This window comes from Alistipes sp. HGB5 (assembly GCF_000183485.2).
GTDB classification, from domain to species: Bacteria; Bacteroidota; Bacteroidia; order Bacteroidales; family Rikenellaceae; genus Alistipes; species Alistipes finegoldii.
In genome coordinates this window covers 1-12,939 of record NZ_AENZ01000059.1, presented here as the reverse complement: position 1 = coordinate 12,939, position 12,939 = coordinate 1, and the positions used below count along the sequence as shown (strand labels likewise).

Genomic DNA, 12,939 nt, shown 5'->3' with positions numbered 1-12,939 from the left:
AAATCTGTCCTGTGCAAACTGCTCAAAAGTGTCCTATATATACATTACCTACTTATACATAACCTAATAAGTCTTTCAGATCATGTACTACCATATCAAAGACCATAAATGATTCAACAATCGCAAGCAGGCCAAAGACCATTACGGCATTGCCTGTTTCCGAAAATTGTTGCATCTAAAAGAGATCATATTTACGAACAATCCAAATTCCATTGCTAACGATGAATTATACCGTAATCCCCAAATCAATCGTGAACTTTCAGACGGGCAACAGTAAACCCGTCGATATTTGCGTGTGAGCAACCATTAAATATTGCTCCAATCACAAGACGAATATTTCTCATATAACAGAAGAAAAACTATCCTTACTGACGGGATTGGATGAACGAACCATACGGCGGAGCATTAAACGCTTAAAGGATGCAGGTTGTCTGACCGTGCAGACTACTGTTAAAGAAGATGCTGACAGAGGTTTTATAAAGCGAAATTCCTACTATATAAAGCCAGAAAAGAGCAACTATTTCTTCCTCGATAACAGTTTCTTCAAACAGCACTATCCCGCCAAAATTGCAGGATTTATGCTCTTATTAAAGGCAATATGCCTTAATAATACAGATACCATTCAATGAAGCAACAGCCAAATTGCACAGAGTATCGGATTATCCCGTAATACAACAACTGCATTATTAAATGAATGTCTGCAATTAGGGCTTATAAAGCAGATTGCAAAGGGCTATGAACTGACGGCAGGCTGTTTTATCAATTCAGCAATCAGAAAGACCGATGCAGGGATTTATAAAGAGATATGCGATTTCTGCAAATCAAAGGGCATAACTCCGCCAAATTGGGATAAGCGGGCAATGTCCGTGTTGCTTACAAAATACAATGCTATCGGTTTGTCAGCATCGGAACCGATAACAATTACCTGGCAACTGAACAAACGATGCAAAACCTTACCCGAAAAGGTGTCGTTGGCCTACTTTATAAAAGCCCTCGATATGCAGGAACAATATAAAGCCGTTACGGAACGAGCCGAACAAGCAAAACAGTTTAAGGAGGAGTTCAAAGGTTTTGAGTTTTAGAAGCATTTTTCTAATTTTGTTAAAAAGACTTTAATAGTATGAATAGCAAACAATATATCCCTAACGTATTTCATGGTAAATGGCGATTTCCAGAAAAGGATGAATTCAAACGACAATTCTGTGAATATCAAGAGTGCATGGGGACATTGTATTACGATGAAAATAAGCCCATAAAATTAGAAATATACCATGCACCCACACAGGGTATCATTGCAAATATGTATTTTCAGTACGATGTGATATGGGGCAGAGATGCAAATGGATATGAATTTACGCTTTTTAATGTTAGCATAGACAATCCGATGCAAGAGGATTGCGTTGCTGATTTTTCAAAGATGGAATTCAATGTCGATTATGTTATATTGGGTCGCCATGTTCAATCAATGGATGAACCGATATTCGATATTTGCACGGTAAAGTTCCCTTACCTAAAAAATTGGGCATTTCAAGATAATCGTGAGGAAGAACGTAATGGCAAACTTATTTCATGTACGCTGGATTTGCGGAAAGGCGATCCGTTTTTGGAGACAGAAATTGAAGACGGAATCAAAATAGCTTTAGTGCCTTATTCGGAGTACATACCTGCACGTTACGATACAACCGTTGCACAAAATACCTATTTGCGAGTTTCTGCTAATAAACCTATTCCAACGAATAGGCTGATGCAACTTGTTTTTGAGTTTTCTCAATTTCTATCTATTGCACTTTTTAGTAATCAATCGCCATGTAAGATAGAGTTGAGAATCCGACAAGAACCGAGAAGATGGGCATTTCTTTTATATGAAATGGAGCCATCCACAACCCCTTATAAAGTGCCATTAGTTAAATATGATAGATTGGCAGACAAAGTACCATTGATGTTATTTGCATGGCATGCAAACTTTGAGCAGTTATCACCTATCTGCAATTATCTGATTCGGTCGTTACAACATAACCGCTTTTTCGACGCTCCCGATTTCCTGATAATAGCACAGGCATTGGATGGCTACTATAAACGCTTCGTCAATAAAAAAGATGGTAAGGATATTAAAAAATATCAATTACAAATAGAAAGGTTATTAGAGCAGTTCAAGGGTGTTTATATGTTACAGGAGTGTCGAATTGATGCAGAAGAACTGACACAATCCCGACATAAATATTCCCATCTGATCCCCGATGATGATAAAATGGTTAGCAAGGCAGTTGCAGGGGATGATTTATATGATTTGACGCAGAAATGTATCGTCTTATTAACCTGCTGTATTTTGGACAATATCGGATTGACAACAGATGAAATAAATATCTGTTTTAAAGATTCAGCCATACAGCAGATTGTCCGAGATTTGCCGCCGACATTTGATTGAAAAGAATATATCCAGCCCTCATGCTTAAGTATGAGGGCTTTTTATTCCATATTCCCCCAAAATGTCAATTTATGTCATCTCATTTCTATTGTCTTTTAATAGCATATTGTGAACATTCATTTCTATCAAAGAAATTCGTATATTTGGATGTAAAATGAATTTTGATATGGATATAGAGCAATTGGCAACTAGTACTATTAAACTGTTAATAGCAAAAATGTCTTTATTATCTGCATATATTGCTGAAAAAGACAAAGAGCCATTGTGGGATGGGCACATCTACATTTACACCAATAAATCAAAAAAGAATGAATCGCTATATGGGCGAATTCCCGTTCAAGTCAAAGGAGAACGAGTTAAGTCCATAAACAAACCTACGCTAACTTTTCATGTACCCATATCTGATTTGAGAAGTTATCGCACTCTCGGTGTTTTATATTTGGTTGTTGGAATAGATGATAATAGTGATACTAAGTCTTATTATTCACTATTACAGCCAATCAAAATAAAGAAATTATTAGCCAATAAAGGTGGTCAGCAAGGAACTAATATTAAATTGAAGGAATTACCCACAGATGAACATGAGTTGGTTGCTGTACTGATGAATTTTTTTGATGATTGTAAAAAGCAAGTTAGTTTTGTTGATACTCCAACTTTAAAATTGGAAGATTTTAAAACGCATGAAACATCAATCAATGTTACATGTTTTGGTGATTCTCCCGATTCTCTATTTGATTATATATTTAATCATGAGGTATGCTTATATGCCAAACCTCCTTTAGATATTTATCCAGATATACCTCTTGATACAGTTAATTGTCTTCAACTGGAGAGGACAATAGAAAAATCAATTACAATTAAAGGAAAAACTCATTATTCGTTGTATCATCTGGTCTATACCAAAAGTGGGAAGTATCTCCAAATTGGGAAAAGTATTAGATTTAACATAGGCGAAAATCTCAAAGCAGACTTTAATTTGCAAGGGACACTATCTGAGCAAATTACAGATATGTCCTTTTTGTTGGATTTTTTTCAAGCAGGAGAGGTTACATTAGGAGATGCAACAATTCATCAAGATCCTACAAAGATAGACGAAGAAATAACGCCTCGAATAGCTGAATTTCAAGAACATTTAGAATATCTAAAAAATATTCAAAAAGTTCTTGTCGCATTAAGTGTAAAAGACGAATTAGTTATTGATTACAATGACTTTAAACTAGAATATCGTGAGAAAATAGCTCTTTTGATGGATGTGATTTTAAAAGGGAAACGCTGTTTTAAAAAGAGCTTGAATGATGCTTCTCCTTGTTTGTGTGGGCTTCAGATATTTAATTTATATATTCCTGTCGTTTTTGTAAAGGGACAGGGAAAACAGCCTGATATGTTTATTAATATTCTTGAGCAAGAGATGAATGTATCCATATCGTGTAGCAACGGGGAAACATATCCTATATCTAAATATGCATTGTTGGATCAAATAAATTATAAAACATTTCCGTCTCAATACTATGATCGTGTAATATCTTCTTTTAAGCAAGATATTATGAATTATCCAATATTAGCAGATCGTTTAAATTATTCGTTGTTGGATATGCTACGAGCATATGATAAAACTGCGAATCCGAAACTACTTGATTTATGTATAAACTTTTCTAAATGGTTGTTAGAAAATGCTAATGAACTGCCGTTGCCAATTAGGCAATTAAACTATTTGCAATCTGTAAAACGACTTCGACTTTTAACAGGCTCAGAATTAAGTATTATAAATGACATTATTCAAAATGACACCGACCCTGAACATAAAATAGCCGCTTATTTACTTTGTGATAATCAGGTGCAAGCACAAGTATTGTTCAATACATTGGATGATCAAGAAAGATTTAGAACATTTCCCATTTATCAATTGCTTAATGCGTAAAGCTTTAATGTTAATTAAATATGGGATTTTATCATCTACCCACGAATAAATACCCCAATTAACACCCCTCCCCCTATTTGGTTTGGAAAACGAAATTCGGGGAGGGATTTTTTTGTGACATATTATCGAGAGAAATTGCAGAACGAATACAAAAGCAACAGACAGGATGATTAGTTTAATCATTTACTAATTATCTAATTTGTAGAGTTATGCAATTGAGACAATCCATGCGTCGGGCGGCCAAGATGCGGCTTGCTCTGGCGGGAGCTTCGGGGTCGGGCAAGACCTATTCGTCACTCCTTATCGCTTACGGAATGACAGGCGACTGGTCTAAAATCGCCGTCATTGATTCCGAGAACTGCTCGGCTGACCTTTATGCCCATCTGGGCGGTTATCAAGTCCTCACCCTCGAAAACTATGCTCCCGAAACCTACATTGAGGCCATCGGCATTTGCGAGCAGGCAGGAGCCGAGGTAATCATTATTGACAGCATTTCCCATTGCTGGGATTATCTGCTGGATTTCCATGCCAACCTGCAAGGCAACTCCTTCGCCAACTGGGCCAAGGTCACACCCCGTCAGAACGCTTTTATCCAGCGGATTCTGACATCCTCCGCTCATGTTATTTGCACCATGCGCAGCAAGCAGGATTATGTGCTCTCGGATAAGAATGGTAAGATGGTTCCCGAAAAGGTGGGCTTGAAAGCCGTACAGCGCGACAACGTGGATTACGAGTTTACTGCGGTTTTGGATATAGCGATGAACCACAAGGCCACCACGTCCAAAGACCGCACGGGACTGTTCACGGGTCGTCCCGAATTTCTCATCACACCTGCCGTCGGTCAGGCCATCCTCAAATGGTGCAACCTTTCGAATCCGAGTGTTCAACCTCAAACTCCTTACAACCATGTACCCAGCGTTTCAGCCTAATGCAGAATTTGCCGTGGGATTGAATGCAGACAATCCTTTCCTCGATAACCCTACCGCAGAGGGGACAACGACCGTAGAGGAACGACCTGCAACACCTGTTATTCCTTTGGGTGTCCGTCATAACCGCCATTTTATCGAGGCCAACACCAAGCCCGTGGATATAGCCCATTTGAGAGAGGATTGCGTCGTTCCCGTATTCAGCAAGGACAACGAGGTGACCATCTCCCACCAGAGTTTTATCGAAACGGTTCTGGGTGCTGCACACCGTATGTTCCCGCAAGAGGTAATCGACGCTCCCGATATAGTCGTGTCCCATATTATCAAGGGACGGATTCCAGAGGCTATCCACAAGCCCGTGAACCAGCTTCTCGAAACCGACAAGACTATCTACTACGAACGGATGGCTTTCTGTTTCGAGATACCCACGATTTACGAGGATGTGGCGGGGAACAGACTGAACCTTTCGATAGGCGGGGTACGGGCCTACAACCACGAGAACCTCTATTCCAAGAAGACGGTGGAGAAATTCAAGGTCTTCATCGGCTTTAAGAACCTCGTGTGCTGTAACCTCTGTGTATCGACGGACGGATTCAAAAGCGAACTGCGGGTGATGGGTGTGCAGGACTTGTTCGATGCCACCTTACACCTGTTCCAAGCATACGATGCCGAACGCCATGTAAAGCGGATGGCCGCAATGCAGGAACGAACCCTTACCGAACACCAGTTCGCCCAACTCATTGGCAAGACGCGGTTGTATCAATACCTGCCCACAGCCGAGAAACGGCAGCTTCCTGCTATGGAGTTTACGGACTGCCATATCAACGCGGTTGCAAAGGCGTATTACATGGACGAGAATTTCTCACGAGGCACGAATCCAGAGATTGATTTGTGGAGGGTTTATAACCTCTTTACGGGAGCCAACAAGTCGAGCTACATAGACACGTTTCTCGACCGTTCGCTAAACGCTACCGAGCTTATCTCGGGTATTGGCAGAGCCATTGAAGGCGATGCCCAGTACAGGTGGTTTGTGGAATAACTGAACGAAGAAGAATACCCTTGCTGTTTCACAATGGCAGGGGTATTCTCTTTGATATGTAAATAGAGCGTAATAACCCATATTCAATGATGCTGTCTGTTGATTTATTGTGCATTAGCTGTCTTTATATAAATTACAATGCTCAAAATATCGACTTTACGCTGGCGTATTCTCGATAATTGAGGGTTGGAATGTTTTGCAACTCCCAATTTGAGGGAATATGTCGGCTTAAATTGAATAACAAAGCATCTAACCCAATTTGCAAGAAACAAAGTTTATTTTCCAGCCGTTTATCCCTTGTTTAGGAACTTTGTTTTAGCGAAATTTGAATCTGCAACAACCCCGAAAAAAAGAGGTGCAAAGCCGTTGCATTTCCGACGATTGTTTTCTACTTTTGTAGGAAACATATTGAATTACGGAAGTGTAACTTTATTCTCGTGCGGCGAACGTAGGAAATTCCCAAGCACAATAGAGAGAATAAGTGGCATTGCCCTCCCGTCGTATCTTCACGATACAGGCGCGGGGTTGTTGCTTATTTTATCTATTGGGTTTCCTACGACCTGTCGCACTAAAATAAGTCAGCAGCCCTGCGCTTTCTTTTTTAACTAATCACATCTGGGGGTTGGAGGTGTATAAACGATGAATTATGTTCCCACCCTGTCGGCTCAATGAGCGAAGCCAAGCTATCGTTACGAATTTGCATCGTAACATTAAGGCAAGTCCTGCATTTCAACATTTAACGGTGAATCTTAAATCGGAACTGTTGAGTTCGGGATGTATGTCCATAGAAATATCCAATCAAGGCCAGCCCGTGAATCTGTTTATGTTTTGTCCTGATGGAACAGGAAATATAGGGTCGGTTGCTATCTATGGAAATCGTTTAAAAGAACATTATGCCACGATTTCAAAATCACGCAACATATTCGGTTTACCTGTAACCGAAATAAGCATGGATGGTGGTTGGTCTGATTTCGTGGATATTCAAATTGGTAAATATTAAAATTAGTACATATATGATTTTCCCATTCGGTATTGAAAAAGAAGCAGAAATATACTGCACCTCGGCAAAAGTAGCCCTTAAAAGCCAAGAAAAAAGTATCGGGCCGCAAATTGCCGATATGGCCAACAATTTAATTGTAAATGGTGTGGTTGATTTTCCATATTCGACAATTCTACAATTCATGGTAACATGGACAGAACAAGCCGTTCGGGCAAACGGATGGAATATTCAAGATGAAGATGGGGTGTCATGGTGGATTGGATTATATGCACAAAGCTACATCCGAGCAATGAATAATAATGAACATTCTTTTGATGAGATTTTCAAAGCCGTATTTGTCAAATATTTTGAACTCCGATAATTATGAAAACTTTATTACTGCTTTTATGTACCAGCCTCGTATTAACGCAATGTCAAAATCCATTCAGCAAAAAACAAAGGGATAATCACGAGTACTATGAACAACAGAATTTTTCCTCTGATTGGAGAAAGAATGGAGAAGTAACATTATATAAATACAATAGTCGAGAAAGGGAATATGCAACTTGGGGGCGATACGATTTATATAAGAAAGTCAACAATGGGAATCCCGTTTATAAAGTAATATATTATGGGGAAGATTTAATCATATACAGAAATCAATCCTATAATCCAACATCCAGCCGATTTTGTGACCAATGTAAATATATCGCAGGAGAATATTATATAAAGGACTTATGATATTTACACCTTTACGTCTTATTCTTGACCAAGAACCTACAACTGGATGGGGTATTTTTGTTACAATCCTTGTCATTGGTGTTTTATGGATAAGCCATTGGTTGAATAAAAATGATGATACAAACTAACTTGACATCCGACATTGCCAAAAAATCGGTATTGAAACTTTGGCAATGTTTGTCCCTACTCTTGCAATAGTGACATAATTTCAAAGGGGTATATAAGAGAGATTTTTGCAAAATGCGTCACCACATATACGAATACAAGTAAATAAACATAACTCATGAAAAACTACTTACTTATCATTCTGCTTCTGTGTGCAGGTGCATACAGCGGCTATGGCCAAAAGAAACAGCCGTCAGATTACCATCTGCAAAAAGCCATCGACCTAATACAGAATAACGGCGACAAAAAAGAAGTGATGAAATGCCTCGACCAACAGCTTCAAGAAACTCCCAACAATGCCGATGCAAGAATAGCTCGTGCAAATTTATATTATCAACAAAAGAAATACGGGAATGCACTTTTGGATGCGAACCTTGCTATAAAATACTATAAGAAAGGTGGAATGTTCCCAAAATACCTCATGTATTGGGAACGTGCCCGCACATATTACGATATGGAAGATTCGGACAAAGCACTTGCCGACTATGATACCGCTTACAAATTAGTGTTGAAAGACAAGAAAGGAACAACGGATATTCACGATATTCTTTATGAACGAGCACAGATTTATTACGATTTAAAGGATTATGCGAATGCAGATGCAGACTATCGGCAGATGTTGAAACATGATGAAGCCGATCAGGTCGCCATGATTGGCCTTATCCGCAATATGATTGCCCGAAAAGAATATGATGCCGCGCTGGAATTGGTCAATAAATGCGAAAAATACGATACCGATTACGATGAAACCTATCGCTTCCGTATGCAGATTTATGATAAGACTGGCGAGGTGGACAAGGCGATTGACGATGCAATCGCATATCATGAAAAATCAGAGAATCCCAGTTCGGAGCTGACGAATCCGATTTTCAAGAAGCATTTGAGTTATGCGCTGGCGAAAGTGACATCTAAAATCAACAGCGTAAGCGATAATGGTTCATGGAAGATGTTGCGCGTAACCATTTATGAATTGGGGCATGATTATGCCAACGCTATTAAGGCATACGACGACTTGGAGAAAGAATACGGCACATCCAGAAATATCTATTATTATCGGGCTGATTGCTATAATGAAATCGGCGATACAGAGCGTGCTGTTGTCGATATGACAAAGTTTATTGAATTGGGGGATGGCAAAGATTATTTTGCTATTGTGCGGCGAGCCGATTATTACCGCGAGGGTGGCAAATACGAAGAGGCTATCGCCGACTTCACCAAAGGAATAGAACTTGAACCTGTCGATGCTTATGCTTATTACAAGCGTGGTTGGTGCTACGAACTGACGGGCGACGATGATTCGGCAATGAAAGATTACAATGCGGGAATTGATGTCGATAAAAGTTATCCTTACATTTTCTTAATGCGAGGTGAATTATATCTGAAACGTGGAGAAAAAGAGAAAGCCAATGCGGATTTCGAGGAGATTATTCGACAGGATACGGTTGCCGAAAGTGGCAGTTGCCGCCAATATGCCCTTCACTTATTAGGACGGAATACCGAAGCTCTCGAATGGATGGAGAAAGTAATTGCAGCTGATTCAACAGGAAACGGTGTCTATTACGACAAATCATGTCTGTTGGCACGCATGGGACAGTTGGATGAATCTGTTACGGCACTTCGCAAAGCCTTTAAAAATGGTTATCGCTCGTTTGCACATATCGAACATGATGACGATATGGATGCAATTCGAGAACTGCCCGAATTTAAGCGCTTAATTGAGGAATATAAGGCAAAACCTATTCGAATAGAAGCCGATGATGAACAGGCAAAGGATAAGATTGAAACGATTTCCGAGATACAGATGAAAAAAATGCATAGCGGACTTTATGAAATACCTTGTACGATTAATGAATTGCCTTTAAAATTCTTTTTCGATACGGGGGCAAGTACGGTTACAATCTCCTCGGTGGAAGCTAATTTTATGCTTAAAAATGGCTATTTAAAATCAGACGATATTAAGGGCAAAGAATATTACAGCGTGGCAACTGGCGAGATTCACGAGGGTACGACAATCCGTCTGCGTGAAATCAAGATTGGCGATGCCATTCTGCGTAATGTTGATGCTTCGGTTGTCCACAACCAGCAGGCTCCGCTATTACTCGGCCAGACAGTTCTGGAACGTTTCGGAACGGTTACTATTGACAATATCAATTCAAAATTGATTATCAAACAGAAATAGAACAAGGGACATATAGACTTTCTCCAATTGAGCGATTCGTTGGAGAAAGTTTATTTGTTCGTTGGTGACATAATTTTCACAGGCTATATAATGGAAATATTTACAAAATACGTCACACAAGATGAAAACCTATTTACTCCCCATATTCGCCTTATTGATTGTTGGGTGTGGCAATCAACCCAATACAGAAAAATGGCCAATAAAGCCCACAAATGGGATTGCCGCACGTTTGATTGAGTTGGATAGCATGAGCCGAGCAATACTTGGTGACGCCTCCAAGACGCAGGATGAAGTCGCTCAATTATTGCAAGGCGATGATTTCGATACAAAGGCTATGCAACAGATGCGAGACTCTGCGGATTTAGTGTGGCATACATTTATTCGATTATGTAATGAAGAAAAAATCAAAGAGGCGTTCGATCTTTATCGAGTAGATAAGAATAGAGGTTATTTTTTGATTGCATTGGAACATTCCACAGCTCGTTACCTATTTCATTATGAAATAATTGCAGGAATGGCAGCCAATTTACTGCCAGAGCAAGAGGCTTACGAATTGATTATTCGAGATTTAGAGCTTGATTTTATGTTGACAGAGGGAATGATTGGTGTAAATGGGAAACAATATATCCCAGAACACTATACTGATTTGGTGAAGAATTTAGCCGATTTCTATCGAGAGGCCAAGATGTGGGGAAAGGCATTTGATTTAGCGAACAGAATGCCTGAAATCTTATCGAAAGCAGGGTCTGATCCTGTTTTTGCTTATTCTGTAAGCAAAATGTATAAGGCTGGAATCTATAAAGCAAAAGGGGATATTTTAGAATCTCTTAAAACCTTACGACAACTGAAAGCATACTTGGTGAAAGAGATAAAAACCAGCGACAATAAAGAGGTATTACAAGGCGTATTGCAAGTTGTTGATAATACAGTCAAGGAAGTGGAGACAGAAAAGTGGCATATTTTGAACGGGGCTATATAAACAGAACATTTCATAATTGCGTCACAGAAGATGAAGAGCTGCATACTAATACTACTTGCACTACTGATTGTCGGGTGTGGCAATCAACGCCAGCAACAGGTGCAGGCTATTTTTACTCATAAATTGGATTCCGTCAAGCAGGTATATATAAAGGCATTTGATTCTATAAGCAAGCAACACTTACACATAGTAGATTCAATGAAACAGTTATTGAGGGATACGGAATTAAAATTATCATTAGCAAAAGCCCGACATCCATTTATTCGAGAGAACAAGATGGACACGCTTGTTCGTATTCGTTATAAGAACAGTATAAACGGCTATCGAGTGTCTGTTCTATGGTACCCTAATGATATTGCATATTTGGGAAAGATAGTAGGCCCAGCAATTATAAATTTCAAGAAGAAAGATACTCAATTTTCAATAACGCATGATCGCTTCTTTGTGGATGAATTGTTCGGAATTGCGTGGGATGATTCTATCAAATTTGACAGATCGTGTGTATATGAAATCGAGTATCCCATACCAGACAAAGAGTATTTCACACCAGACAAGGATAAAGATTCATATTTACAAATATGGCTTCCTTTCTTTTTTGTAGATAACGGACAAATGTTAGCACTTAATATGTGGGGTAAAGGAGGAAAAGATTGTAATTGTTATCGGTTTTATGAAAAGACTAACGATGCTACTTATGAGCCAATCAATTACGAGCCATTTATATCTGAAATAAACGATTTTGCAGAAATAGCAGGAGGAAAAATAACTGTTACGACATTAGGTATGACAGGGAAACGGAAAATTTATCAAAAAGCAAAAGAGAAAAACAGTTATCCCATGTATGAATTAGTTCGTATAGAGGAATATGATAATTTTATAGATTCTGTTTTTACTTACAAATTAGAAAAGCGATTGATTAAGAAAGAATATGTCAAACGAAATTGAGTGACATAATTTTTAAGGGGTATATAAAATGAATTTTTATGAAATTGTGTCACAGAAGATGAAAAACTACTTACTCCCCATATTCGCCTTACTGATTGTTGGTTGTGGCAATAGAACACAACCAAACATAGTTGTCGAAAACAAAATAAGCCAAACAGAACAGACTGATTTGATTGTAAGAGATATTTACGAACGAGATACTATAAAAGGCGATTTTAACGGTGATGGAAAGATTGAATATGCTTATAGCGAATCGAATTCTGCTAAATATTACAGCCTTGATGAAGTAGATGATGGAAAATTCAATAATATAACATTCAGCAATCCAACAATTCCTGCCATAGAAACCGAATTTCAGATTGAGCGATTAACCAACGAGGGCGATTTGAATGGTGACGGTACGGATGAAATAGGTTTTAATGAAAGAGCCGTTAGCCGAATATGTAGATATACGGTTTATTCATTATCACGTACTAATCAATGGAAAAAGCTATTGCATGTTGATTATGACGCTTTGAATCCGCCGAGTGATGTTGTACGACCTCATCCTAACAAGAAAGGATATGTAATCATTCAAACAGTCGAATGGAATGACGGGGAGAGTACACTCATTGAAAAATCGGTAAAAATTGAGTGACATAAA

Annotated in this window: 11 protein-coding genes; all 11 read left to right on the top strand. The window is 38.9% G+C overall.

Features of this window, described 5'->3' with window-relative positions; all coding sequences use genetic code 11:
• Nucleotides 1–860: 860 nt before the first annotated feature.
• The 11 genes from HMPREF9720_RS10680 to HMPREF9720_RS10635 all read left to right on the top strand — a co-directional run bounded on the left by HMPREF9720_RS10680 (nucleotide 861) and on the right by HMPREF9720_RS10635 (nucleotide 12,933).
• Nucleotides 861–1,082 (top strand): hypothetical protein, encoded by a 222-nt coding sequence (locus HMPREF9720_RS10680; protein WP_039940497.1) that lies wholly within the window; start codon nucleotides 861–863, stop codon nucleotides 1,080–1,082.
• Between the two features lie 38 nt (nucleotides 1,083–1,120).
• Nucleotides 1,121–2,425, top strand: a complete 1,305-nt coding sequence (locus tag HMPREF9720_RS10675; protein WP_039940495.1) for a HEPN domain-containing protein — start codon at nucleotides 1,121–1,123, stop codon at nucleotides 2,423–2,425.
• 166 nt (nucleotides 2,426–2,591) lie between these two features.
• Nucleotides 2,592–4,343 (top strand): hypothetical protein, encoded by a 1,752-nt coding sequence (locus HMPREF9720_RS15470; protein WP_009598324.1) that lies wholly within the window; start codon nucleotides 2,592–2,594, stop codon nucleotides 4,341–4,343.
• Between the two features lie 209 nt (nucleotides 4,344–4,552).
• Entirely contained in the window at nucleotides 4,553–5,272 is a 720-nt protein-coding gene (locus tag HMPREF9720_RS10665) for an AAA family ATPase (RefSeq protein ID WP_009598325.1), read from the top strand.
• The gene (locus HMPREF9720_RS10660; RefSeq protein ID WP_009598328.1) at nucleotides 5,250–6,308 is read left to right on the top strand and encodes a DUF3871 family protein; all 1,059 of its coding nucleotides are present in this window, start codon (nucleotides 5,250–5,252) and stop codon (nucleotides 6,306–6,308) included. Before HMPREF9720_RS10665 ends, HMPREF9720_RS10660 begins: the two co-directional genes overlap by 23 nt.
• Nucleotides 6,309–6,954: 646 nt before the next feature.
• The gene (locus HMPREF9720_RS15465) at nucleotides 6,955–7,308 is read left to right on the top strand and encodes a hypothetical protein (protein WP_139022490.1); all 354 of its coding nucleotides are present in this window, start codon (nucleotides 6,955–6,957) and stop codon (nucleotides 7,306–7,308) included.
• Nucleotides 7,309–7,321: 13 nt separating this feature from the next.
• Nucleotides 7,322–7,669: a hypothetical protein gene (locus tag HMPREF9720_RS10655; protein WP_139022489.1), complete on the top strand. Its 348-nt coding sequence runs from the start codon at nucleotides 7,322–7,324 to the stop codon at nucleotides 7,667–7,669.
• A 642-nt stretch (nucleotides 7,670–8,311) separates the two neighbouring features.
• A complete protein-coding gene (locus HMPREF9720_RS10650; RefSeq protein ID WP_009598330.1) occupies nucleotides 8,312–10,372 on the top strand; it encodes a tetratricopeptide repeat protein in 2,061 nt (686 codons plus the stop codon).
• 121 nt (nucleotides 10,373–10,493) lie between these two features.
• A complete protein-coding gene (locus HMPREF9720_RS15675; RefSeq protein ID WP_039940490.1) occupies nucleotides 10,494–11,351 on the top strand; it encodes a hypothetical protein in 858 nt (285 codons plus the stop codon).
• A gap of 30 nt (nucleotides 11,352–11,381) precedes the next feature.
• A complete protein-coding gene (locus HMPREF9720_RS10640; RefSeq protein ID WP_039940488.1) occupies nucleotides 11,382–12,296 on the top strand; it encodes a hypothetical protein in 915 nt (304 codons plus the stop codon).
• A 58-nt stretch (nucleotides 12,297–12,354) separates the two neighbouring features.
• Nucleotides 12,355–12,933 carry an FG-GAP repeat domain-containing protein gene (locus HMPREF9720_RS10635; RefSeq protein WP_139022488.1) on the top strand — a complete coding sequence of 193 codons (579 nt, stop codon included), beginning with the start codon at nucleotides 12,355–12,357 and terminating at the stop codon, nucleotides 12,931–12,933.
• Nucleotides 12,934–12,939: the final 6 nt, after the last annotated feature.

Excerpts from the sequence above, each read along its gene's own strand:
- HMPREF9720_RS10640 (WP_039940488.1), top strand. The coding sequence starts at position 11,382 with ATGAAGAGCTGCATACTAATACTACTTGCACTACTGATTGTCGGGTGT.
- HMPREF9720_RS15675 (WP_039940490.1), top strand. The coding sequence starts at position 10,494 with ATGAAAACCTATTTACTCCCCATATTCGCCTTATTGATTGTTGGGTGT.
- HMPREF9720_RS10660 (WP_009598328.1), top strand. The coding sequence starts at position 5,250 with ATGTACCCAGCGTTTCAGCCTAATGCAGAATTTGCCGTGGGATTGAAT.
- HMPREF9720_RS10680 (WP_039940497.1), top strand. The coding sequence starts at position 861 with ATGTCCGTGTTGCTTACAAAATACAATGCTATCGGTTTGTCAGCATCG.
- HMPREF9720_RS10635 (WP_139022488.1), top strand. The coding sequence starts at position 12,355 with ATGAAAAACTACTTACTCCCCATATTCGCCTTACTGATTGTTGGTTGT.
- HMPREF9720_RS10675 (WP_039940495.1), top strand. The coding sequence starts at position 1,121 with ATGAATAGCAAACAATATATCCCTAACGTATTTCATGGTAAATGGCGA.
- HMPREF9720_RS15465 (WP_139022490.1), top strand. The coding sequence starts at position 6,955 with ATGTTCCCACCCTGTCGGCTCAATGAGCGAAGCCAAGCTATCGTTACG.
- HMPREF9720_RS15470 (WP_009598324.1), top strand. The coding sequence starts at position 2,592 with ATGGATATAGAGCAATTGGCAACTAGTACTATTAAACTGTTAATAGCA.
- HMPREF9720_RS10655 (WP_139022489.1), top strand. The coding sequence starts at position 7,322 with ATGATTTTCCCATTCGGTATTGAAAAAGAAGCAGAAATATACTGCACC.
- HMPREF9720_RS10665 (WP_009598325.1), top strand. The coding sequence starts at position 4,553 with ATGCAATTGAGACAATCCATGCGTCGGGCGGCCAAGATGCGGCTTGCT.
- HMPREF9720_RS10650 (WP_009598330.1), top strand. The coding sequence starts at position 8,312 with ATGAAAAACTACTTACTTATCATTCTGCTTCTGTGTGCAGGTGCATAC.